This window comes from Luteimonas sp. BLCC-B24 (genome assembly GCF_028550595.1).
Taxonomy (GTDB): domain Bacteria; phylum Pseudomonadota; class Gammaproteobacteria; order Xanthomonadales; family Xanthomonadaceae; genus Luteimonas.
The window spans coordinates 631631-654590 of record NZ_JAQQGN010000002.1 but is presented as its reverse complement, the minus strand read 5'-3'; the positions used below and the strand labels follow the sequence as shown (position 1 = coordinate 654590).

At 68.3% G+C, this 22960-nt stretch carries 18 protein-coding genes; 8 read left to right on the top strand and 10 right to left on the bottom strand.

Features of this window, described 5'->3' with window-relative positions:
- Nucleotides 1-41 precede the first annotated feature (41 nt).
- Together rpsB and tsf are read left to right on the top strand one after the other, a co-directional pair.
- Complete coding sequence (gene rpsB, locus PQS31_RS07330) at nucleotides 42-851, top strand: 30S ribosomal protein S2 (RefSeq protein WP_272762015.1); 810 nt, start codon at nucleotides 42-44, stop codon at nucleotides 849-851.
- 129 nt (nucleotides 852-980) lie between these two features.
- Nucleotides 981-1859, top strand: coding sequence for a translation elongation factor Ts (gene tsf / locus PQS31_RS07325; RefSeq protein ID WP_272762014.1), 879 nt, complete (start codon nucleotides 981-983; stop codon nucleotides 1857-1859).
- 368 nt (nucleotides 1860-2227) lie between these two features.
- Here the strand turns inward: tsf and galU are convergent, their stop codons facing one another.
- The 7 genes from galU to cmk form a co-directional block, all read right to left on the bottom strand.
- Nucleotides 2228-3130, bottom strand: a complete 903-nt coding sequence (gene galU / locus PQS31_RS07320) for a UTP--glucose-1-phosphate uridylyltransferase GalU (RefSeq protein ID WP_272762013.1) — start codon at nucleotides 3128-3130, stop codon at nucleotides 2228-2230.
- The gene (locus PQS31_RS07315; protein ID WP_272762012.1) at nucleotides 3127-5037 is read right to left on the bottom strand and encodes a nucleoside-diphosphate sugar epimerase/dehydratase; all 1911 of its coding nucleotides are present in this window, start codon (nucleotides 5035-5037) and stop codon (nucleotides 3127-3129) included. Before PQS31_RS07315 ends, galU begins: the two co-directional genes overlap by 4 nt.
- A 6-nt stretch (nucleotides 5038-5043) precedes the next feature.
- Nucleotides 5044-5934: a lipopolysaccharide biosynthesis protein gene (locus tag PQS31_RS07310; RefSeq protein WP_272762011.1), complete on the bottom strand. Its 891-nt coding sequence runs from the start codon at nucleotides 5932-5934 to the stop codon at nucleotides 5044-5046.
- 99 nt (nucleotides 5935-6033) lie between these two features.
- Nucleotides 6034-7212, bottom strand: coding sequence for a lipopolysaccharide assembly protein LapB (gene lapB, locus PQS31_RS07305; RefSeq protein WP_272762010.1), 1179 nt, complete (start codon nucleotides 7210-7212; stop codon nucleotides 6034-6036).
- Between the two features lie 187 nt (nucleotides 7213-7399).
- Nucleotides 7400-7702, bottom strand: coding sequence for an integration host factor subunit beta (locus tag PQS31_RS07300; RefSeq protein WP_272762009.1), 303 nt, complete (start codon nucleotides 7700-7702; stop codon nucleotides 7400-7402).
- Between the two features lie 63 nt (nucleotides 7703-7765).
- Nucleotides 7766-9454, bottom strand: coding sequence for a 30S ribosomal protein S1 (rpsA, locus tag PQS31_RS07295; protein ID WP_272762008.1), 1689 nt, complete (start codon nucleotides 9452-9454; stop codon nucleotides 7766-7768).
- Between the two features lie 257 nt (nucleotides 9455-9711).
- The gene (cmk, locus tag PQS31_RS07290; protein ID WP_272762007.1) at nucleotides 9712-10392 is read right to left on the bottom strand and encodes a (d)CMP kinase; all 681 of its coding nucleotides are present in this window, start codon (nucleotides 10390-10392) and stop codon (nucleotides 9712-9714) included.
- A 106-nt stretch (nucleotides 10393-10498) separates the two neighbouring features.
- Here cmk and ykgO point away from each other — a divergent pair, with 106 nt between their 5' ends.
- From ykgO to PQS31_RS07260, 6 genes are all read left to right on the top strand, one after another.
- The gene (gene ykgO / locus PQS31_RS07285) at nucleotides 10499-10624 is read left to right on the top strand and encodes a type B 50S ribosomal protein L36 (protein ID WP_005913193.1); all 126 of its coding nucleotides are present in this window, start codon (nucleotides 10499-10501) and stop codon (nucleotides 10622-10624) included.
- Nucleotides 10625-10799: 175 nt separating this feature from the next.
- On the top strand, nucleotides 10800-11144 hold the full coding sequence (locus tag PQS31_RS07280; protein ID WP_272761993.1) for a hypothetical protein: 345 nt from the start codon (nucleotides 10800-10802) through the stop codon (nucleotides 11142-11144).
- Between the two features lie 4 nt (nucleotides 11145-11148).
- A complete protein-coding gene (locus PQS31_RS07275) occupies nucleotides 11149-12189 on the top strand; it encodes an agmatine deiminase family protein (protein WP_272761992.1) in 1041 nt (346 codons plus the stop codon).
- Nucleotides 12190-12362: 173 nt separating this feature from the next.
- Nucleotides 12363-13265, top strand: coding sequence for a carbon-nitrogen hydrolase (locus tag PQS31_RS07270; RefSeq protein WP_272761991.1), 903 nt, complete (start codon nucleotides 12363-12365; stop codon nucleotides 13263-13265).
- Between the two features lie 2 nt (nucleotides 13266-13267).
- A complete protein-coding gene (locus tag PQS31_RS07265) occupies nucleotides 13268-13795 on the top strand; it encodes a GNAT family N-acetyltransferase (protein WP_272761990.1) in 528 nt (175 codons plus the stop codon).
- Between the two features lie 13 nt (nucleotides 13796-13808).
- Nucleotides 13809-15017, top strand: a complete 1209-nt coding sequence (locus PQS31_RS07260) for a TraB/GumN family protein (RefSeq protein ID WP_272761989.1) — start codon at nucleotides 13809-13811, stop codon at nucleotides 15015-15017.
- 166 nt (nucleotides 15018-15183) lie between these two features.
- On the opposite strand, the gene PQS31_RS07255 is transcribed toward PQS31_RS07260, so the two are convergent.
- From PQS31_RS07255 to PQS31_RS07245, 3 genes are read right to left on the bottom strand one after another with little or no spacing between them, the layout of a single operon-like run.
- The gene (locus PQS31_RS07255; protein WP_272761988.1) at nucleotides 15184-18267 is read right to left on the bottom strand and encodes an efflux RND transporter permease subunit; all 3084 of its coding nucleotides are present in this window, start codon (nucleotides 18265-18267) and stop codon (nucleotides 15184-15186) included.
- Complete coding sequence (locus PQS31_RS07250) at nucleotides 18264-21713, bottom strand: efflux RND transporter permease subunit (protein WP_272762138.1); 3450 nt, start codon at nucleotides 21711-21713, stop codon at nucleotides 18264-18266. The genes PQS31_RS07255 and PQS31_RS07250 overlap by 4 nt, the downstream gene beginning before the upstream one ends.
- Before the next feature lie 56 nt (nucleotides 21714-21769).
- Complete coding sequence (locus tag PQS31_RS07245; protein WP_272761987.1) at nucleotides 21770-22909, bottom strand: efflux RND transporter periplasmic adaptor subunit; 1140 nt, start codon at nucleotides 22907-22909, stop codon at nucleotides 21770-21772.
- Between the last annotated feature and the right edge of the window lie 51 nt (nucleotides 22910-22960).

Sequence of the window (22960 nt, the reverse complement as noted above, 5' to 3'; positions counted from 1 at the left end):
ACCACACGCCTGGCGGCCGGTTCCCTATCAGGAGTTCTGCAATGCCCCAGATCACCATGCGCCAGATGCTGGAAGCCGGCGTTCATTTCGGCCACCAGACGCGCTACTGGAACCCCAAGATGTCGCCGTACATCTTCGGCGCCCGCGGCAAGATCCACATCATCAACCTCGAGAAGACGGTTCCGCTGTTCAACGACGCGATGAACTTCATCTCGGGCATCGCGCAGAAGCGCGGCATGATCCTGTTCATCGGCACCAAGCGCAGCGCGCGCGACGCGATCAAGGAAGAAGCCGAGCGTTGCGGTATGCCGTTCATGACCCAGCGCTGGCTCGGCGGCACGCTGACCAACTTCGCCACGGTGAAGAAGTCGGTGTCGCGCCTGAAGGAGCTGGAAGCGGCCGAAACCGACGGCACCTTCGACAAGCTGGTCAAGCACGAGGTGCTGGGCCTGCGCCGCGAGCGCGAGAAGCTGGAAGCCTCGCTCGGCGGCATCAAGGACATGAACCGTCTGCCCGACGCGCTGTTCGTGATCGACATCGGTCATGAGGACATTGCGATCAAGGAAGCCAAGAAGCTCGGCATCCCGGTGATCGCGGTGGTCGATACCAACTACGACCCGGCCCTGGTCGACTACGCCATCCCGGGCAACGACGACGCCATTCGCGCCGTGCAGCTGTACGCCAACGCCGCCGCCGATGCCGTGCTCGAGGGCAAGGCCGCAGCGCCGAGCGCTGCCACCGTGCGCGAAGACGAGTTCAGCGAAGGCGGCGAAAAGCCGGCGCGCGCGCCGCGCGGCAAGAAGGCCGACGACGCGAAGCCCGAGGCCGCCTCGGCACCTGCCGCCGAGTAACGGCGGCGACACGTGGCCGCCCCATGCTGGGCGGCCGCGCATCACGCCGGCCGCCGATCGCGCGTCGCCGGCGTCGATTCCCCGACGGGTCCCGGCCCGTCCGACACTCCCAGCATTCAGAGGTCCCCAATGGAAATCACCGCATCCCTGGTCAAGGAACTGCGCGAGCGCACCGGCGCCGGCATGATGGAATGCAAGAAGGCGCTCAGCGAGAACGCCGGCAACATCGACGCGGCCGCCGAGGCGCTGCGCAAGTCGGGCCTGGCCAAGGCCGACAAGAAGGCCGATCGCGTGGCCGCCGAGGGCCGCATCGCCGCCGCCCAGAACGACAGCACCGCGGTGCTGGTCGAGATCAACTCGGAGACCGACTTCGTCGCCAAGGATGACAACTTCCTGCGCTTCACCGAGGTGGTTGCCCAGACCGCGCTGACGTCCGGCGCGACCGACGCCGACGCGCTGAAGGCGGCCACGGTCGAATCGGGTGAGACGGTCGAAGAAGCCCGCGCCGCGGTCATCGCCAAGGTCGGCGAGAACGTGCAGGTGCGTCGCCTGGCCCGCGTCGAGAGCGCCAACAATGTCGCAGCCTATGTGCACGGCGGCCGCATCGGCGTGCTGGTCGAACTGAAGGGCGGCGACGCCGAACTCGCCCGCGGCCTGGCGATGCACGTCGCGGCGATGAACCCGCCGTACAACAAGGCGAGCGACGTCCCGACGGATTTCGTCGAGAAGGAAAAGGAAATCGAACTGGCCAAGATGTCCGAGAAGGACAAGAACAAGCCGGCCGACATCCTCGAGAAGATCATCAGCGGCAAGATCAACAAGATCGTCAACGAGGTCACGCTCTACGGCCAGCCCTACGTGCTCGACACCGACAAGACGGTCGAGGCCGTATTGAAGGCAGCGGGCGCCGAGGTCATCGGCTTCCAGCGCCTGGCCGTCGGCGAAGGCATCGAGAAGGTGGTCGAGGATTACGCCGCCGAAGTGATGAAGCAGGCCGGTCTGGCCTGAACCACGCTCCGGCGCGCACGCGCCGCGACGTCTCGAAAAGCACGCCCCCGGGCGTGCTTTTTTTGTAGGACGGCCAGTGACCGCGACGCCAGTCGATTGCATCGATGCACCCGGTCCGCCGGCACGCCCGGGGCAGCCTCCACGACGCGCCTGTTCTCCAGGCGTGGTCCGGATGCGCGCCGCACCGGTCGGAACGTGCGCTTCCGCCGCGGACGACGCGCCATCGGCACCAGCCGCGCAGGCCGCGTGAGCGCCGCAACTAAGCCGGCGCACAGGGCGGCCCCGCTCGAGGCGCACTGTTGTCGATCCGCTTGAACGCGAACGCCCCGGACACGCCGGGGCGTCACTTGCAGGCCAACCCGACCGGGTCAGTCCAGATTGCGCACGCCGAGCTCGTCGAGGGCGTTGCGCATCAGCGCGGCCGCCTGTTCGCTGAGCGTCTCGTTGTCGAGCGCATAGCTGATGGTGGCTTCGATCAGACCGAGATGGGTGCCGCAGTCGAAGCGCGTGCCGCGGAACCGGTAGGCGTGTACCGGCTTTTCCTGAAGCAGGGCCGAGATGGCGTCAGTCAGCTGGATCTCGCCTCCGGCGCCCGGTGCGGTGTCCTCCAGCAGCGGAAAGATCCGACCGTCCAGCACGTAGCGCCCCACGACGGCGAGCGTGCTGGGCGCCTCCTCCGGCTTCGGCTTCTCCACCATCGACCGCACACGGCCGTGACGGCCTTCGAACGCATCGGTCGCGACGATGCCGTAGCTGCCGGTCTTTTCGGCGGGAACGTCCTGCACGGCGATCATGCTCGCGCCCGTCTCCGCATGGGCATCGGCCATCTGCTTGAGCGCGCCGTCGCCGTTGCGGTTCCACAGCAGGTCATCGGGCAGCATGACGGCGAACGGCTCGTCGCCGACGACGGGACGGGCACAAAGTACGGCGTGCCCGAGGCCGCGCGCTTCGGGCTGCGTGACGAAGATCGCGCGCACCCCGTCGGGCAGCGGCCGCCGGACCTTCTCCAGCAGTTCGTGCTTGCCGGCAGCCTCGAGCCGATCCTCCAGCTCGTAGGCCTTGTCGAAATAGTCGCCGATCGCGTGCTTGTGCCGATTGGTGACGAAGATCAGCGTATCGCAGCCCGCCTCGATCGCCTCGTCGACCGCATACTGGATCAGGGGCCGGTCGACGATGGGCAGCATCTCCTTGGGCACCGTCTTGGTGGCCGGAAGAAAGCGTGTGCCGAGGCCGGCAACCGGGAAGACGGCCTTGCGGATCCGCTGCGTCATGAAAGTCTCGCGTGTCGTGGGGGAAAGGCCACTATAGTGGCGCCCGTCTCGCGGGCAGGTGATGCCTCCATGGGCGCGAATTCCGGAACCGCATCGCGCAGCGCGGTGCCGATCAGATCTAGGTCGTAGCGCGCGACGCCGTCGGTGAGCCGGGCGAGCGCCGCGGCAAGCCGCTCGCCGTGGACGGGTCGGGCTTCGGCCTGCAGGATCTTCGGATGCACCGTCGGACGGTAGCGCTCATCCGCGTGGAACAGGGTCTCGTGAAGTTTCTCGCCCGGACGCAAGCCCGAGTAGATGATCGCGATATCCCGCTCGGGCTGCTTGCCGGCGAGCCGGATCATCTGTTCGGCGAGCAGGCGGATCGAGACCGGTTCGCCCATGTCGAGGGTGTAGACCGCCTGCTGCGACCCGATCGCGACCGACTGCATGATCAGCTGGCAGGCCTCCGGAATCGTCATGAAGTAGCGGGTGACGTCGGGATCGGTCACCGTCACCGGGCCGCCGCGCCGGATCTGCTCACGGAACAGCGGCACCACGCTCCCGGCGGAATCCAGCACGTTTCCGAACCGCACGGTCACGAAGTGGGTGCTGTCGGAGCCGGCGAGGTCCTGGCAGACCATTTCCGCGAGGCGTTTGGTCGCGCCCAGCACATTGACCGGATCGACCGCCTTGTCCGTGGAAATCAGGACGAAGGTGCCGACCTTGGCGGCGATCGCGGCGCGCGCCACCGTGCGCGTGGCGAGCACGTTGTTGCGGACCCCCTCGCGCAGCTGCTGTTGCAGCACCGGCACCTGTTTGTAGGCAGCGGCATGGAAGACCGCCTCGGGCGACGCGAGGCCGAGCGCGTGCTCGATGACCGCGGTATCGCCGCAGTCGCCGAGGACCGGCGTGATCTCGATGTTCGGAAAGTCACGGCGCAGCTCGCTTTCGATCCGGGTCAGCGCCAGCTCGTCCATCTCGACCAGCGCGATCTGCGCCGCGCCGTGACGTGCACATTGCCTGCAGAGTTCCGAGCCGATCGAACCGCCAGCGCCGGTGACCAGGACGCTGCGTCCATGCAGCCACGCGCGGATCGCCTTCCAGTCGGGCATCACCGGCTTGCGACCGAGCAGATCCTCGATCGCGACCTCCTTCAGTTCACCCGGCAGCGAGCGTCCCTCGAGCAGGTCGTCGAGCCGCGGCACGGTACGGAACGGCAGGCCGGTCCGCTCACAGGCGGCGACCACCCGGCGCATTGCCGGCGCGTCCGCCGACGGCATCGCGATCACCAGAAGTTTCGCCGCGGTTTCCGGGGCGATCCTCTCCACCTCGTCCACCCGGCCCAGCACCGGCACGCCCTGCAACTGGCTGCCCCGCAGCTTGGGGGCGTCGTCGAGAAAGCCGACCGGATCATAGGCACCCGTGCGGCGCAGGTCACGGACGAGCGTCTCGCCGGCCTGGCCGGCGCCGAGGATCAGTACCCGCACCGCGGCCTGGTCGAGGCGGATGCTGCCGTGATCCTTCCATGCCCGGTACAGCAGTCGCGGCATGCCGAGCATCGCCGCGAGCAGCAACGGGTAGGCGATCAGTACCGTCCTGGGGACCAGCGCCAGGCGGTTGTAGACGAACAGGACCAGCAGGATCGACAACAGGCCGAGCACCGACGCCTTGACGATGTTCATCAGGTCCGGAACGCTCGCGAAGCGCCACACCCCGCGGTACAGGCCCACGCGCCAGAAGATCACCCCCTGGGCGGCGAGAATCAGCGCCGTTTCGACGGAGAACATCGAAAACGCCGGCGCCTGCTCCATCACCGAATGACGGAACTGGTGAAGGCCGACCCAGCACAGCCAGACCATCAGCAGGTCGTGGCCGATCACAGAAATGCGCGGCCCGAGCACGCCGAGCCGGGTTCTCATATCAGTCATTGCGTGTCATCCCTGACGGCCTGTGCCGGCGTCCAGCCCGGCACGCAGTATGAACCAGATGGCGGCTGCACTGAGGTACCACGCGGACACCACTCCGATGATGATGGCGAGGGGACGACCCTCCAAAACGTGCAGCACCGCGACGGCGAACAGCGTGGCCACTGCATATGCAAGCGTCACCTGCATGTGCGAGGCACCTCTCTGCACGAGGCGCTGGTAGAGGTGCTGGACATGCGCCTGCCACCATGGTTCGCCGCGAAGCATGCGCGAAAGAAGTGTCAATGTGGCGTCAATCATGAATGCGGCTAGGAGAAGGGCGAGCAGCCACTGCTCTGCCATGGCCTCCGCCGGCATCCAGGCGAACAGGCACGCGATCAGGTACCCGAGGCTTCCACTGCCGACGTCACCGAGAAAGATGCGCGCCCGCGGCGCATTGAAGGGCAGAAAACCGGTACAGGCCGCAACCAGCGCCACCGGAAGCGCCGACGCACCTGCGAGGAGCAGCGCCCCGGCCCCAACGAGGATCGCCTGGGTGGTCGCAAGGCCGTCGATGCCATCCATGAAGTTCCAGACGTTCACCAGGCCGACGGCGAGGAGCCACACGCATGCACACCACCACAGCGCAGCACCCGTTGCCGCCATGCCCATCGCCAGAAGTGTCGCCGCCGCGACGTGGACGAGCAGTCGCAGCGCGGCCGACTGGGGCCGATGGTCGTCGAGCCAGCCGACACCGGCCACCAGCACCAGGCCCGACATCGCTGCCAGCGCGAGCATCCTGCTCTCCGCACTCTGCCAGGCCATCCAGGCGAGCACGGGCACGACCGCGACGACAATGGCGACCCCACCGCCCCGCGGCGTGGCCACGACATGGCTTCGACGCGCGCCGGGGGCGTCCATGAGCCGAGCCCGCAACGCGTACCACCGCGCGCACCCGGTGCCGACCAGCGCCGCGACGAAGACCGCTGCCGCGAGCGTCCATGACCCGGACGGCTGCACTCAGACCACGGCGTAGTTCAGGAGGGGCTTGATCGTGCCCCATTCCTTGCAGCTCGGGCACTGCCAGTGATGGCTGCGCGCGCCGAATCCGCACTGCTTGCAGCGGTAGCTCGGATTGCGCACCAGCAGTTGCTCGGTGATCAGCCGGAGCTCCTGCAGCGTCCCCGCGTGGTCGACGCCATCGGCCAGGGTGAGCTCGATCAGCGCCGCCTCGCCGCGGACCGAGGGGCGATCCTTGAGCTGGCGCGTGAGATAGGTCCGTGCGGCGCGCACGCCCTCCTCCTGCTCGACCAGGCGGGTCAGCGCGAGAACAGGCGCGACGCCCTTGTAATGCTCGGTCATCTGCGACAGGAAATTCCGTGCGCCGGGCACATCGCCTACCCGCTCGTAGGCGGCGAGCAGGGGAGCCAGCAGTTCAGGCAGGAAATCCGGATCGTGCCGCGCCGCGCGTTCGAAGGCGCGGATCGCGGCAGCGTCGTTGCCGGCATCGATTTCGATGCGTCCCTCCAGCATGCCGGCGCGCACCGAGCCCGAATCGGCGGCATAGGCCCGGGCCACCGCGGCCCGTGCACCCTCGGCATCGCCGGCCGAACGCAACCGGTCGGCGAGTTCGCATTCGAACTGGGCGATCAGCTTGCCCATCGGCTCGCCGGTCACCGTCTCGTAGCGGGTTGCGTTCTCGATCGCCTTGGCCCAGTCGCGCTCGGCCTGGTAGATGCCGATCAGGTGACGCAGGGCCTGCGGTGCGCGCTGATCGATGCGCGCCAGATCGCTGAAGACGGTCTCCGCCCGGTCCAGCAGGCCCGATTTCATGTAGTCCTCGCCGAGCGCCAGCAAGGCCTGGACCTTCTGCTGGTCGGTCAGATCGGCGCGCTGGACCAGGCCCTGGTGCAGCCGGATCGCGCGGTCCACCTCGCCCCGGCGGCGGAACAGATGCCCCAGCGCGACCTGGGTTTCGAACGTGTCCTTGTCGAGCTCGGCGATGTGCAGGAACAGCTCGATCGCCTTGTCGGGCTGCTCGTTGAGCAGATAGTTCAGTCCGCGGAAGTAGGTCGTCGACAACCGGCTGACCTGGGTGTCGCTGTGTCGCTCACCGCCGCGACGTCCGATGACCCAGCCACTGAGGGCGGCGATCGGCAGCAGCAGGAAGAACCAGAACCATTCGGTCACAAACGCCATGCACACACTCCATAGGGTGCCGGTCATGCCGTGCGAGCACGGGCGCGAAGCACGCGGACTGTCGCGCGCATCCGCCGGCCCGCCGGCGGGCCGTCGATGATCCTACCTGTTCGGGGATCGGCCGCGCCAACCACCTGGCGGCGCGCGGAAACTCAGATGGCCTGCGCGTCGAACGCAGCGCCGGACATCACTCGTCGGCCGGCATCGGCTGCACGTCGCTGACGCGGTCGCGCAACTCCTTGCCCGGCTTGAAATGCGGCACATGCTTGCCCGGCAGGGCGACGGCATCGCCGGTCTTGGGGTTGCGTCCTGTCCGCGGGGGACGGAAGTGCAGCGAGAAACTGCCGAAGCCGCGGACCTCGATGCGATCACCTGCCGCCAGCGCACCGCCCATCATCTCGAGCATGGCCTTGACCGCCAGGTCGACGTCCTCGCCCTTGAGGTGGGCCTGCCGCTGGGTGAGCAGTTCGATGAGTTCCGACTTCGTCATGTCTCGTTCTTGCGAATGCGACAGCGCCGGTCCGGGACGAACCCGGACCGGCGCCGTAGGGGCTTACTCGCCCTTGTTGCCCAGCTGCTCGCGCAGCAGCGCGCCCAGCTTGGTGGTGCCGCTCGATGCTTCCGACGCCTGCTTGTTGTACTCGGCCAAGGTCTCGGCGGTTTCCGCCTCGTCCTTCGCCTTGATCGACAGCTGCAGCACGCGGGTCTTGCGGTCGACGCCGAAGTACTTGGCCTCGATCTCCTGACCGACCTTCAGGTGCTGGCTGGCATCGTCGACGCGCTGGTCGCTGATGTCGCGCGCCTGCACGTAGCCTTCCACACCGTCACCCAGATCGATCACAGCGCCCTTGGCGTCCACTTCCTTCACGGTGCCGGTGACCTTGGAACCGCGCGGCGTGTTGCCCATGAACTGGCCCATCGGGTCCTGCTCGAGCTGCTTGACGCCCAGCGAGATGCGCTCGCGCTCCGGATCGACCGCCAGCACGACGGCCTCGACGGTGTCGCCCTTCTTGAAGTTGCGGGCCACGTCTTCGCCGGTGGAGTTCCACGCGATGTCCGACAGGTGGATCAGGCCGTCGATGCCGCCGTCCAGACCGATGAAGATGCCGAAGTCGGTGATCGACTTGATCTGGCCGTCGACCTTGTCGCCCTTCTTGTGGATGGCCGCGAAGGTCTCCCACGGGTTCGAGGTGACCTGCTTGATGCCGAGCGAGATGCGGCGACGCTCCTCGTCCACGTCGAGCACCATGACCTCGAGCTCGTCACCGACCTGCACCACCTTGGACGGGTTGACGTTCTTGTTGGTCCAGTCCATCTCGGACACGTGCACCAGGCCTTCGACGCCCGGCTCGATCTCGACGAACGCGCCGTAATCGGTGACGTTCGAGACCTTGCCGAACACGCGGGTGTTGGACGGGTAGCGGCGGGCGATGTTGTCCCACGGATCCTCGCCCAGCTGCTTGAGGCCGAGCGACACGCGGTTGCGCTCGCGGTCGTACTTGAGCACGCGGACTTCGAGCTCCTGGCCCACTTCCACCACTTCGGATGGATGGCGCACGCGCTTCCAGGCCATGTCGGTGATGTGCAGCAGGCCGTCGATGCCGCCCAGATCCACGAACGCGCCGTAATCGGTGAGGTTCTTGACGACGCCCTTGAGCACGGCGCCTTCGACCAGCTTCTCCATCAGCTGCTCGCGCTCTTCCGAGTGCTCGCTCTCGACGACCGCACGGCGCGACACAACGACGTTGTTGCGCTTGCGGTCGAGCTTGATCAGCTTGAACTCGAGTTCCTTGCCCTCAAGGTAGACCGGATCACGCACCGGACGCACGTCGACCAGCGAGCCCGGCAGGAACGCGCGGACGTCCTTGATGTCGACGGTGAAGCCGCCCTTGACCTTGCCGCTGATGCGGCCGGTGATGGTCTCGTTCTTCTCGAGCGCTTCCTCGAGTTCGTCCCACACCATGGCGCGCTTGGCCTTCTCGCGCGACAGCACGGTCTCGCCGAAGCCGTTCTCGAGCGAGTCCAGCGCCACCTTGACGGTGTCGCCTTCCGCGACGTCGATCTCGCCGGCGTCGTTACGGAACTGTTCGATCGGCACGATGCCTTCGGACTTCAGGCCGGCGTTGATCACGACGACGTCGGTGCGCACCTGCACGACGACGCCGGTGACGATGGCACCCGGCTTGAGCTTGGCCAGATTGTTCTGACTGGCTTCGAACAGTTCTGCGAATGATTCGGTCATTGGTAAATACCTGGTTTGTGTCAGACCGCCGGGCGAGCATGGCGCTCGATGCCGGGGTCCACCCGTTGATCGGCCGTCGCGGGATTGCATGGCCGTGAGTGTTGGTGGTGTTGCGAAACCCGGCCATCCACGCAGGACGCGGATGCCGGAACCGTGGAGCGGTACAGCGGTACGACGCGAACGACGCCCGCACCGCATTCCATGCGGGCGGACGGCATCTGCCGGGGCGTGGCCTCGGATGACCGGGCGCGGGACCGTCAGTCCATGCGCGCCGGCAACAGGGCCAGCACCTGCGAAACGACCGTCTCGATGCCGAGGCCGGTGGTATCGATGCGGACGGCCTCCTCGGCCGGTCGCAGCGGCGCCACCGCGCGGTTGGCGTCGCGGGCGTCACGCGCGAGAATCTCGCGCAGCAGACCGTCCATTGTCACCGAAACCCCTTTGTTCTTCAACTGCTTATAGCGGCGCTCGGCGCGCTCTTCGGCGCTCGCGGTGAGGAACACTTTCCACCGCGCGTCCGGAAAGATCACGGTGCCCATGTCGCGCCCGTCGGCGACAAGCCCGGGGGGTTTCCTGAATGCGCGCTGCCGATCCTTCAGCGCAGCCCGCACCTCCGGAATGGCCGCGATGGCCGACGCCGCCGCGCCCGCGGTTTCGGTGCGCAGCTCGTCGGTGGCGTCGTGGCCGTTGACGATCACGCGCGGCTCGCCGCCGCTGTCGTCTCGGAAGCCGATCGTGGTGTCGAAGGTGCAGCGCACGAGGGCTCCGGCGTCGTCGAGGTCGAGGTCGGCCCACCCGGCCGCCACGCCGACCGCGCGATAGAGGGCGCCGGAGTCGAGATAATGCCAGCCCAGCCGCTGCGCGACTGCCCGGCTGATGGTGCCCTTGCCCGAGCCGGACGGCCCGTCGATCGTCAGTACAGGCACCTCGGCCGTCATGCGGAACTCCTGTCGCGCGGGGCAATCGCCCAAGCGCTTGAATTGCGGGGAAATCAGACGTTAGAATAGCCGGCTTCGCGTCCGTATCCCATCCCAGAGGTTTGTCATGAAGGTCCTGTCGTCCCTGAAGTCGGCGAAGACCCGCCACCGCGATTGCAAGGTTGTGCGTCGCCGCGGCAAGGTCTTCGTGATCTGCAAGTCCAATCCGCGTTTCAAGGCGCGCCAGCGCTGATTCGCGACGCCGCCGCATCCGCGGCCGGTCACGACGAAGGCCGCAGCGATGCGGCCTTTTTCGTGGCCGGCATCCCGGCGCGCGCGACAGCGCCCGGACCGTATTTCTGTTAAACAGGCGGGCGAACCGCCGGTCGTGGCGGCCCGCCCGTCGAATCCATTCCAGGAGTTCCGTCATGTCGCGTTCCTTCGTGCCCGTCCTCGCCGCGACCGCGCTCGCCGGCGCCCTGCTGTCGGCCGCAGCGCCGGCGTCCGCCGACACCCTGCTGGTGGATCGCACCAAGCAGCCCGCCGGCGTGCCCGTGCCGACGCGCGGCATGAGCATGGCGGATGTCGAAGCCCGCTTCGGTGCGCCGAGCGAGCGTCTGGACCCGCGCGGCGGCCAGAAGCAGCAGTGGCCCACGATCCATCGCTGGGTCTACCCCGCCTTCACCGTCTATTTCGAGCGCAACCGGGTCATCGACACGGTCGCCAACCGGGCCACCGCGTCCGAGGTCGGTCCCAAGCCCGCCATCCGTTGAGTCCATGAGCGAATCCGCAGTGCGTTTCCCCGCCGAGTGGGAGCCCCAGTCGGCGATCCTGATCGCATGGCCGACCGAAGACACCGACTGGGCCGCGCGCCTGGGCGAGGTCGAAGAGACCTACATCGCGCTGGTCGCGGCCATCACCCGCTTCCAGCCGGTCGTCATCTGCGTGCCGGACGAGGATGTGCAGAGCTACGCCTTCGTGCGCCTGGCGTCGAATCGCATCGACATGGACCGCGTGCAGTTCGTCGAAGCCACCTACGACGACACCTGGCTGCGTGACTCCGGCCCGATCACCCTGCGGGGCGAATCGGGCTTCCGGCTCAACGATTTCCGCTTCACGGGCTGGGGCGGCAAGTTCGACGCGAGCCGCGACGACCGTCTCGTGGGCCATCTGCACGACGCCGGCGTGTTCGCCGAATCCGCCGAACGGCGCGAGATCGACTTCGCGCTGGAGGGTGGCGCGATCGAGACCGACGGCGCCGGCACCCTGCTCACGACCTGGCGCTGCCTGCACGAGCGGCATCCCGACGTCGCGCGCGAGACCCTGACCGCGCAGCTCTCCGACTGGCTCGCGCAGGAACGCGTGCTGTGGCTGGACCACGGGTATCTGGAGGGCGACGACACCGATGCCCACATCGACACCCTCGCCCGCTTCGCGCCGGACGACGCCATCGTGTTCCAGGCCTGCGACGATCCGTCCGATCCGCATCACGCCGAGCTGCAGGCGATGGCCGCCGAGATCGCCGCGCTGCGTACGCCGGGCGGCCAGCCTTATCGACTGTTCCCGCTGCCGTGGCCCAAGCCGATCCTCGACGACGGCCGCCGGCTCGCGGCCAGTTACGCGAATTACCTGATCGTCAACGGCGCCGTGCTGATGCCGGCCTATGGCGACCCGGCCGACGAGGCCGCGGCTGCGGTGCTCGCCCGGGCGCATCCGGGACGCGAGATCGTGCAGGTCCCCTGCCGGGCGTTGATCTGGCAGAACGGCAGCCTGCACTGCATCACCATGCAACTGCCGCAGGGCCTGCTGCGCGCGTGAGTCCGTCCGCATCGTCGCGGGCCGCCTGTACCGCGGCTCGCGACCTGCGCCGCGACGGCTTGCCCACACGCGCGCCGCCACCATGAATCGGGCCACGCCCACGCGCGCCGGTGCATCCGGCCCGTCCGCGACGCCGCGTTAGCATTGCCGCCATCCCCCGAGGGTTCGAATCCATGTCCCGCAAGACCACGCTGCCCGTCGCCCTGATCCAGGAGCGCGCCATCATCGACCAGGGCGCCGGCAACGCCGACGCCAACCTGTCGGTCATCGAAGCGCGCGTCGCCGAGGCCGCCAAGCAGGGCGCGAAACTCGTGCTGCTGCAGGAGCTGCACAACGGCGCCTATTTCTGCCAGCACGAATCGGTGGACGAGTTCGATCTCGCCGAATCCATTCCCGGTCCGAGCACCGAGCGCCTGGCCGCGCTGGCCAGGCAGCACAAGATCGTCGTCGTGAGCTCGCTGTTCGAGCGGCGCGCGGCCGGGCTGTACCACAACACCGGCGTGGTCTTCGATGCCGACGGCAGCACCGCGGGCAAGTACCGCAAGATGCACATCCCCGACGACCCGGGCTTCTACGAGAAGTTCTACTTCACCCCCGGCGACATCGGCTTCAAGCCGATCGACACGTCGGTCGGCCGGCTCGGCCTGCTCGTCTGCTGGGACCAGTGGTATCCCGAAGCCGCGCGCCTGATGGCGCTGGCGGGTGCGGATCTGCTGCTGTACCCGACCGCGATCGGCTGGGACCCCACCGATGCCGACGACGAGAAGACGCGCCAGCGCGACGCGTGGATTCTCAGTCACCGCGGTCACGCGGTCGCGAACGGCTTGCCGGTGCTGTCGTGCAACCGCGTCGGCCACGAGCCCTCCCCGCTCGGCGCCGCCGGCATCGACTTCTGGGGCAACAGCCACGTACTCGGGCCGCAAGGCGAATTCCTCGCCGAAGCGGGCACGGATCCGACGCTGCTGACCTGCGAAGTCGACCTGCAGCGCAGCGAACACGTGCGCCGGATCTGGCCGTTCCTGCGCGACCGGCGCATCGACGCCTACGGCGACCTGCTCAAGCGCTACATCGACTGAGCGTGAACGTCGACCTGCGCGACGCCGCGGCCTCCGATTTCGATGCGATCACCGCGCTGTATGCGGACGAGGTCGAGCACGGGGTGGCGACCTACGAGACCGAAGCACCGGACGTCGAGGGGATGCGCCAGCGCTGGCGCACACTCGTCGAGGGCGGCTATCCGTATATCGCCGCGGACCTCGACGGCCGCTTCGCCGGCTACGCCTACGCCAGCGCGTATCGCACACGCGCCGGTTACCGCTGGACCGTCGAGAGCACGGTCTACGTGGCCGCGCACGCGCGTGGCGCCGGTGTGGGCCGACGTCTGATGACCACGCTGATCGACCGCTGCACCGCGCAGGGCTTCCGGCAGATGATCGCCGTGATCGGCGACGCCGACAATGTGGTGTCGCGCCGGCTGCACGAGCGCCTCGGCTTCCGCGTCAGCGGGCGCTTCCCGGGCATCGGCCACAAACACGGGCGCTGGCTCGACGGACTGCAGATGCAGCGCGCGCTGGGCGACGGCGCCACCACGCCTCCTTTCGAATGATGACGATTTTCCGATGACCGAAGCCTCTTCAACGTCCTGGCAGAGCCAGCCGCACGCGATCGTGGAGCGCGACGGGGTGCGCTACACACTGCTGGGCACCGCCCATGTCTCGCGCGTGAGCGTAGAGGCGGTCGAGGATGCGATCGGCAGCGGCGCGTTTGACGCGGTCGCGGTCGAACTCGATCCGCAGCGCCTGCAGGCGATCACCGATCCCGATGCGCTGGGCAAGCTGAATCTGGTCGATGTGATCCGCAAGGGCCGGGTGGCACTGTTCGCTGCGAATCTCGCCTTGTCGGCCTACCAGCGCCGGCTCGCCGAGCAGCTCGGCATCGAACCGGGCGCCGAACTCAAGCAGGCCGTGGCGCTGGCCAAGGCCCGCGACCTGCCGGTGGCGTTGATCGACCGCGACGTGGGGTTGACCTTCAAGCGCGCCTCGCGCCAGCTCGGCTTCTTCGGCCGCATGAAGCTGATGGGCAGCCTGCTCGGCGGCCTGCTGGCGTCGGACGAACTGGGCGAGGACGAGATCGAGAACCTCAAGCAGGGCGACATGCTCGAATCGAGCTTCGGCGAGTTCGCCAGGTCCAGCCCCCAGCTCTACGCCACGGTGATCGCCGAGCGCGACCGCTACATGGCCGCACGTCTGCGCGAGAGCGCGGGCGAGGCGCGCGAGGTGCTCGCCGTCGTCGGTGCCGGCCATCTGGCCGGCCTCGCCAAGCACCTGGCCGAGGACACCGAGGCACCGGCGCAGACGCGCGCCGATCTCGAACACGCCCCGCCCGGACGCAGCCTGCGCTGGGTGATGACCCTGATCACCCTGCTGATCCTGGCGATGATCGGTTGGGGCTACTACCAGGGCGGCGCGGAACTGGGCCGCCAGCTGATCAAGGAATGGGTGCTGATCACCGCCGGGTTCGCCGCGCTGGGCGCCCTCGCGGCGCTGGCGCATCCTCTGGGCATCCTCGCTGCGGCCATTGCCGCACCGCTCAAGCCGATCCGGCCGCCGGGGATCTCGCCGGGCCTGTTCAGCGCGCTGATCGAGGCCAACGTGCGCAAGCCGGCGTACGGCGATTTTCTCGCCCTGCGCGACGACGCCGGCACCCTGCGCGGCTGGTATCGCAACCGCGTGTCGCGCACGATCCTCAACTTCATGCTGACCAACATCGGCTCCAGCATCGGCGTGTGGGTTGCCGGACTGCGGATCGCGGGCAAGGTCTTCAGCTGATCGCGGCGCAGCGTCCGAAACGCGGAAACGGGCCGCACGATCGGCCCGTTTCTCCATCCAGCCTCCGTCGGCGCGCGTGCGCGCGGCAGGGCTTGCGCGATACGGCGCCGTGCCTGGAGCCCGGACGCGGGCCGCACGTGCGGCCCGTTCCGGCGCACGGCGGCGGTCAGCCGGCGTCCGCCGCCGGCGCCATCGGCTGCACGCCCCGCGCCCGGCGGATCAGGCGCGCACTGCCGTGTCGCAGGTCGTCGAGGATCGCGTAGATCGTCGGCAGGAACAGCAGGCTGACCACGGTCGAGAACGCCAGGCCACCCGCCACCGCACGTGCCATCGGCGAATACGCCAGGCCGCCGAGTACGACCGTGTCACTGAGCGAGATCGGAATCATCGCCAGAATCGCCGTGCCCATGGTCATCAGGATCGGACGCAGACGCTCACGGCTGCCTTCCACCAGCGCCTCGAGCCGCGGCAAGCCGCGTCGCCTGAGGTTGTTGATGTGCTCGACCATGATGATGCCGTTGTTCACCACCACGCCCATCAGTACGAGGATGCCGATGAAGGCCATCACCGTGAACGAGGTGCCGGTGAGCCAGAACAGCCAGAACACGCCGAAGATCGAGAACACCACGCAGCTCATGATCGCGGCCGGGAACAACAGCGATTCGAACACGGCGGCCATCACCACGTAGATCATGATCAGCGCGATCACGAAGTTGAAGAGCATTTGCTGCACCGCCGCGGAGTCGTCCTCGAAGCCGCTGCCGGCGAAGCTGTAGCCGTAGCCCGGCGGGAACACCACGTTGTCCAGCGTGGTCTCGATGGCCTTGCGCGCATCGGGCATGGTCGCGTCGCCGGCGAGATTCGCCTGCAGCGTCAGCGATGTCTGCCGGTTGAATCGATCGATGCGGCTGGCCGACGGCTCGACCGTCATGTCCACCAGACTGGTCAACGGCACGCTCCGTCCATCGGGCGTACGCACCATGAAACTGGCGATGTCCGACTGCTCGAACTGCTCCGCGCCTTCGAAACGCACCCACACCGGCACCTCGTCGTCGCCGCGCCGGAACTCGCGCAACTGCGAGCCGCGCAGCGCGAGGCCGATGTAGCTCGACACCTGCTCGGCGCTGAAGCCGAAGGCCGCCGCACGGTCACGGTCGACGCGGATGGTGAGCTCCTGGTTCTGGTCGCCGGCGTTCACGCGCACGTCGCGCAGCGCGGGATTGGCCGACAGCAGCGGCAGTACGCCGTCGGCCAGTTCGCGCAGCACCTGGCTGGAATCGCCGACCAGCTGCACCTGCACGCCGCCGCCCCCGCCGCCACCGCCCTGGTCGCCGCCGCTGTTGACACCGATCTCGGCCCGCGCGGATTTCGGCAGCGCCTTGCTGATCGCTTCGCTGAGCGGCCGCGTATCGCCCACGTCGTCGTTGAAGGTGACGATCGTGCCCGAGTCGCCGCCTTCGCCGAACCACGAATAGAGCTGCTTGATCCGGTATTCGTCGCGGCGCGCGTCCAGGAAGGCCTCGATGCGGGCGACCTCCTCCGAACGCTGGGCCAGGTTGTAGCTGCCCTTCCACTGGTAGAAGACGTTGATCTCCTTGCCGCCCTCGCCGCTACCGAACATGTCGAACTTCATCTGCGTCGGCGGCACCAGGCTGGCGGCCGCCAGCGCGCCGATCGCCAGCAGCGTCCAGCCACGATGCTGCAACGACCAGCGCAGCAGCCGGGCGTAGCGGCGCTGCAGGCGCGGGATCAGGCCGTCGGGTTTCGCCACCGCCGGCGGCGTCTTCATCCGCGCCGACATCATCGGGATCAGGCTCACCGCGACCAGCCACGACGCCAGCAACGACACCGAGATGGTGATCGCCAGCTGGGTCATGAAGATGCTGATGTTGTTGGTTTCGCCCAGCAGGTTGGGCACGAACACGATGCAGTGGCTCAGCGTGCCCGCCGACAGCGCGATCGCCACGTTGCGCGTGCCGACCACCGACGCCAGCCACGGCTGGTCGGGCATGCGCTCGCGTTCCTGGTAGATGCTCTCCACCACCACCACGGCGTTGTCGACCAGCATGCCGACGGCCAGCAGCAACCCCATCAGCGACAGCACGTTGAGCGTGACGCCGAAGAAGTGCATGAAGCCCAGCGTGATCACGAAGCAGATCGGAATCGCCAGCGTCACCATCAGCGTCGACGGCCAGTGACGCAGGAAGAAGTACAGCACGATGATCGACAGCAGCAGGCCGATCGCGCCGGCCTCCACCAGTTCGAGCAGCGACGAGGTCACCTCGTCGCCCATGTTCTGGATCACCTTCAGATCGACGCCTTCGAGCCCGGGCTCGCTGCGCGCGGCCTCCACCTCGGCCAGCACGGAGCGCGAGACCTCCACCAGGTTCGCGTCGCGTTCCTTGTAGATGTCCAGACCCACCGCGGCGCGACCGTCGAGGCGGCGTCCGTAGTCCATGCGCTGCGGCTTGAACCGCACGTCGGCGACGTCGCCCAGGCGCAGGCCCTGCGGGTTGATCACCAGCTCGCGCAGTTCCTGCAGGTCGTCGATCTCGCCGATCGGCTGCACCCGCAGGCGCTGCCCGCCCTCGAGAATCTGCCCGGCCGACACCGAGAAGTTGAGCGCACGCAGACGCGTGGCGAGCTCGTTGAGTTCGATGCCGTGCGCGTTGAGCCGGTCGGGCTGGACCGCGATCTCGACCTCGTTGGGCGGCGCGCCGCTGATCTCCACCCGCGCCACGCCCGGCACGCGTTCGAGCCGGCGCTTGAGCTGCCGGTCGATCATCTCGTAACTGCCGCTCAGGTCGACGTTCGCCGCCAGACGGATCCGCAGCACCGCCTGGTCGCCGCTGGACCACTTGAAGACGAAGTAGCGGCGGAAATCATCCGGGAGTTCGCCGCGGATCGCGTCGATGCGCTCGCGCGCCTCGGACGCGCTGATCGCGATGTCGCGGTCCCAGTCGGAGAACTCCATGAAGATGTCGGCGCTGTCGGCATTGGCGCGGCCGCGCATGCGCTTGATTCCGCTCATCGTCGCCAGCGCTTCCTCGGCCGGCCGCAGCAGGTTCTGCTCGGCCTCGGCCGGCGTCGCGCCGGCGTAGGGCAACTGCACGAACAGGAACGGCGCGGTGATGTCGGGCAGCGCTTCGAGCGGCAGGCGCACCGAGGCGATCAGGCCGATCACCACCATCGACACGAAGCACATGATGGTCGTGACCGGGCGACGCAGGCTCAGCTCGGCGATGCTCATTGCGCGGCGACCTCCAGATCGGCCGCTGCGCCCAGGCGCGCGCGGCGCCCGCGTTCGGCGTAGTGCGCATCGGACTTGCGGTCCAGCAGGTCGTAGACCACCGGAATCACCAGCAGGGTGAGCAGTGTGGACACGGCCAGGCCGCCCATCACCGTGATCGCCATCGGCGAGCGCACCTCGGCGCCCTCACCGAAGGCCAGCGCCAGCGGCAGGAAGCCGAACAGCGTCGACAGCGTGGTCATGATGATCGGCCGCAGACGCGAGCGTGCGCCTTCGATCAGCGCCTCGCGCTTGGCCACGCCCGCTTCGCGCAGCTGGTTGATCTTGTCGATGAGGATGATCGCGTTCTTGACCACCAGGCCGACCATCAGGATCAGGCCGATGAAGGCGACGATCGAGATCGTATTGCCGGTCAGCAGCAGCGCACCGATCGCGCCGACCATCGCCAGCGGAATGGTGAACAGGATGACGAACGGATGCAGCAGCGACTCGAACTGCGAGGCCATCACCAGATACACCAGGAAGATCGCCAGCGCGAACGCCATCAGCAGCGAGCGGAGGGACTCGGCCAGCTCCTCGCCCTGGCCGCCGATGTGCATGCCGACCTCGGGACCGAGCGGATTCTCCGCGACCATCTGCCGCACTTCGGCCACCGCGGTACCCAGATCGATGCCGCGCAGGTTGGCCGACACCACCGCCACGCGCACCTGGTCGGCGCGGTGAATCTCGCTGGGGCCGATCGTCGCCACCACGTCGGCCACCGAGTCCAGGCGCACCGGCGTGGCGCCGCCCGGATTGACCACCAGGTTGCGGATCCGGTCGACCGAATCACGCTCGCTTTCCTGGGCACGCACCAGCACGTCGATCTTGCGGTCGCGGAAGTTGTAGCGCGTGGCGACCTCGCCGCGGACCGCACGCACGACCGCATCGGCGATCTGCCGCGTGGTCAGGCCCAGCGCGCCGGCGCGTTCCTGGTCGAAGATGATCTGCACTTCGGGAAAGCCCTGCTCCACCGTGCTCTTGACGTCGGTGTAGTGCGGATTGCCGCGCAGCAGTTCGGCCATGCGCTGCCCGGCGCGGGCGAGCCCGTCGAGGTCCTGACCGCGCAATTCGATCTCCAGCGGCGTGGAGAAGCTGAAGAGCGCGGGCCGGCTGAAGTCGACGGCCACGCCCGGATACCGCTGCATGGTCGCGCGCAGGCGATCGCTCTGCTCGGCCTCGAACGCACGGCTGCCGCCCCCGCTCATCACCACGCTCAGACGGCCGATGTTCTCGCCGCTCTCGGTGGGATTGGCGTCCAGCCGCGTGCCGCTGCCGCTGACGCCGAACAGCAGTTCGACGCCCTCGTCGTCGGCGTGGGCCAGCTGGACCTCACGCATGATGCGGTCGGTCTCGCGCAGCGGCGTGCCCGGCGGCAGCTTGGCCATCATCTCGAAGCGGTCCTGGGCCAGCTGCGGAATCAGGTCCGTGCCCAGCAGCGGCACCGCGAGCAGACTGGCCAGGAAGACCGCGAAGGCCGCGCCGAGCACCAGCCACGGCCGCGCCAGCGCTGCGGGCAGCGCACGCAGATAGCCGCGTTCGGCACGTGCATAGGGCGCCATGGCCACATCGCTGGCCCGGCCCATGATCCGCCCGACGACATGCGACACGCCGCGCCACGCACGCACCACCAGCCAGACGATGCCGAACAGCACGCCGCGGATACCGGCGCCGAGGCCGCGTCCGGTCGCCGCCATCGGCTTCTGCCAACGGCGCTCCGGGCGCCACTGTGGATGCGGCGGTTCTTCGGGGAAGGCGAGCGGTGGACGGCCCTTGAGCGAGGCCAGCATCGGGATCAGGGTCAGCGCAACCAGCAGCGAGACACTGACCGCGATCGCGATCGTCAGCGCCTGGTCGCGGAACAGTTGACCGGCGATGCCGTCGACGAATACCAGCGGCAGGAACACCGCGATGATCGTCAGCGTCGAGGCGACGACCGCCATGCCCACTTCACGCGTGCCCACGATCGCGGCCTCGAGCACGCCGAGGCCCCGGTCCCGCGCCTTGGCGATGCTCTCCAGCACCACGATGGAGTCGTCGACCACCAGGCCGGTCGCCAGCGCCAGGCCGCCGAGCGACATGACGTTGAGGCTCAGGCCGAACTGGTCCATGAAGAAGAACGTGGTGATGATCGATACCGGCAACGACAGGCTGACCACCAGCGTGCTCCAGCCGTTGCGCAGGAACAGGAAGATGATGAGGATCGCCAGCGTGCCGCCGATCAGCGCATCGGTGCGCACGTCGCGGATCGCGGCGCGCACGAACTTCGACTGGTCGTCGACCACGGTGAGCGTCATGTCCGCCGGCAGTTCCTTGCGGATCGCCTCGAGCCGGGCGTCCACCGCATCGGCGGTCGCCACGGTGTTGGCGTCCCCTTCCTTGTAGATCGCCAGTTCCACGGCCTCGTTGCCGCCGAGCCGGATGATGCTCTCGCGCTCCTTGTAGCCCTGGCGCACGGTGGCGATGTCGCGCAGGCGCACCGCACGACCACCGGCGATCGTGCTGCTGCCCTCGCCCGAGGTGCTCTGCACCGACGCAGCCGCCGCGAGCACCGCCTGCGATCCACTGGCCGCCGCGATCGCCGCCATCTGCTGCGCGGCGCTGGCCGCGGCGTCGTCGCCGCCGCCCTGGGTGGCGACCAGCATCTCGCCGATCTGTTCGACGCTGGCGAACTGGTTCACCGTGCGCACCAGATAGCGCTGGGTGCCCTGGTCCAGGCGCCCGCCCGAAAGATTGATGTTCTCCTGCTGCAGGCGCTGGATCACGTTCTCGATCGGCAGCCCGATGCGCGCCATCTGCTGCAGGTCGAGATCCACCTGCACCTCGTCCTCGAAACCGCCGCCCACCCGCACCGCGGCCACCCCGATCACCGGCTCCAGCTTCTTCTTCAGGTCGTCGTCGGCATAGCGACGCATGCGCGTGAGTTCGGCCACCGCATCGCCGCTGCCGCCGGCGGTGAGCGCCAGGCGCATCACCGGTTCGGTCGAGGGGTTGAAGCGCAGCAGCACCGGCGGCGTCACCTCGAGCGGCAGCTGCAAGGCCTCGAGCTTGTCGCGCACGTCGAGGCTGGCTTGGTCCATGTCGGTGCCCCAGGCGAATTCCAGCACCACGTCGCTCTGGCCGGTGCGCGAGATCGAGCGCAGCTTGCGCACGCCCTTGACCACGCCGACGGCTTCCTCCACCGGCTCGCTGACCAGGGTCTCGATTTCGGCAGGCGCCGCGCCGGTGTATTCGGTGCGCACCGTCAGCGTGGGATAGCTGAGGTCGGGCAGCAGGTTGACCTTGAGATTGGTCAGCGCGATGAGTCCGAACAGCATCAGGCTGATCGCGAACATCCACACGGTCACCCGGCGCCGGGTGGAGAACTCCACCAGATCGAATCGCCCCGGCGCGGCATGCGGGTCCATCGGCTGAGCGTGTGCAGGCGGGCCGCCCGCCGGCTCCTGGTTCGGCGTGGTCGTCATTACGGCGCGTCACCCTGGGCGGCGTCGGCCGCCGGTGCGGCCGGCTCGGGCGTCGCGGCCGGCGTATCGGCGCCGACGACCTGCACCGCGCTGCCCTCGCGCAGGGCCACCTTGCCGGCCGTGACCACCGCGTCGCCCTCGGCGAGGCCGTCACGCACTTCGATCAGCGCGCCGTCCACATAGCCCAGCGTGACCGGCATGCGCACCGCCTTGCCGTCACGCACGACGAATACCGCGGTCTCGTCGCCGTCCTCGAGCAGGGCGCTGCGCGGAATCACCAGCGCGTCGGCGCGCTGGTCGTAGTCGATACGGATGCGCCCGAACATGCCCGGCCGCAGCGCCTCGTTGCCTTCGAACGCGCAGACCACCCGGAATGTGCCGCTGCGCGATTCGACCACCGGCGCCACACGCTCGACCACGCCCTCGAACACTTCGCCCGGCAAGGCGTCCACGCTCAGCCGCACCGGCTGGCCGCGTTTGAGCACGCGCAGTTCCCGCTCGGGCACATTGAGCGTGGCCTCGATGCGGGCGTTGTCGACGATGCTGAAGATCGGCGTGTTGATCTGCACGAAATTGCCGGTGCGGATCATGCGCTGCGAGATCACGCCCGAGATCGGCGCGGTGACCGTCGTGTAGGAGAGTTCCAGCTGCGCCATCTCGTGCTGGGCGCGGGCGTTGTCGAGGTCGAACTTGATCTGGTCCAGATCGTTTGCGCTGATCATCTGCTGGCCCACCAGCTGCTGCGCGCGCCGGTAGCTGTTGTCGAGCTTGCCCATCGTCGCGCGGCTCTGCTGCACCGCGAGGCGGGCGCGGTCGGGATCGAGCCGCACCAGGGGCTGGCCGGCGCGGACCTGGTCGCCCTCCTCCACCAGTACGTCGAGCGCGATGCCCGAGGTCTTGGCGACCACGTCGGCGCCGCGCGGCACCTCGAGCGCCGCCGTGCCCACCCAGCTCGCGGCCACGCTGCGCCGCGTCACCTGCTCCGTTTCCACCGGAACGGGCGGTTGCGCCTCGTCCGCGGACTTGGCCTGGGCGTCTCCCCCTCCCCCCTTGCAGGCGGACAGGACGAGGGCGGCGGAGAGCAGAGCGGCGCCGGTGAGAACGCGTCCCGCGGACGCGATGGCATGCGGTGTGGACATTGGATTCGAAAGGCCCCTACGGTGTAGTAGCAAGGTACATCACCAGAACTG

Coding starts and splice junctions, on each gene's coding strand:
- PQS31_RS07250 (WP_272762138.1), bottom strand. CDS start 21,713: ATGGACCCGCATGCCGCGCCGGGGCGATTCGATCTGGTGGAGTTCTCC.
- rpsA (WP_272762008.1), bottom strand. CDS start 9,454: ATGACCGAATCATTCGCAGAACTGTTCGAAGCCAGTCAGAACAATCTG.
- ykgO (WP_005913193.1), top strand. CDS start 10,499: ATGAAGGTCCTGTCGTCCCTGAAGTCGGCGAAGACCCGCCACCGCGAT.
- PQS31_RS07255 (WP_272761988.1), bottom strand. CDS start 18,267: ATGAGCATCGCCGAGCTGAGCCTGCGTCGCCCGGTCACGACCATCATG.
- PQS31_RS07245 (WP_272761987.1), bottom strand. CDS start 22,909: ATGTCCACACCGCATGCCATCGCGTCCGCGGGACGCGTTCTCACCGGC.
- galU (WP_272762013.1), bottom strand. CDS start 3,130: ATGACGCAGCGGATCCGCAAGGCCGTCTTCCCGGTTGCCGGCCTCGGC.
- PQS31_RS07275 (WP_272761992.1), top strand. CDS start 11,149: ATGAGCGAATCCGCAGTGCGTTTCCCCGCCGAGTGGGAGCCCCAGTCG.
- PQS31_RS07300 (WP_272762009.1), bottom strand. CDS start 7,702: ATGACGAAGTCGGAACTCATCGAACTGCTCACCCAGCGGCAGGCCCAC.
- rpsB (WP_272762015.1), top strand. CDS start 42: ATGCCCCAGATCACCATGCGCCAGATGCTGGAAGCCGGCGTTCATTTC.
- PQS31_RS07270 (WP_272761991.1), top strand. CDS start 12,363: ATGTCCCGCAAGACCACGCTGCCCGTCGCCCTGATCCAGGAGCGCGCC.
- PQS31_RS07280 (WP_272761993.1), top strand. CDS start 10,800: ATGTCGCGTTCCTTCGTGCCCGTCCTCGCCGCGACCGCGCTCGCCGGC.
- lapB (WP_272762010.1), bottom strand. CDS start 7,212: ATGGCGTTTGTGACCGAATGGTTCTGGTTCTTCCTGCTGCTGCCGATC.
- tsf (WP_272762014.1), top strand. CDS start 981: ATGGAAATCACCGCATCCCTGGTCAAGGAACTGCGCGAGCGCACCGGC.
- PQS31_RS07310 (WP_272762011.1), bottom strand. CDS start 5,934: ATGGACGCCCCCGGCGCGCGTCGAAGCCATGTCGTGGCCACGCCGCGG.
- PQS31_RS07315 (WP_272762012.1), bottom strand. CDS start 5,037: ATGACTGATATGAGAACCCGGCTCGGCGTGCTCGGGCCGCGCATTTCT.
- cmk (WP_272762007.1), bottom strand. CDS start 10,392: ATGACGGCCGAGGTGCCTGTACTGACGATCGACGGGCCGTCCGGCTCG.
- PQS31_RS07260 (WP_272761989.1), top strand. CDS start 13,809: ATGACCGAAGCCTCTTCAACGTCCTGGCAGAGCCAGCCGCACGCGATC.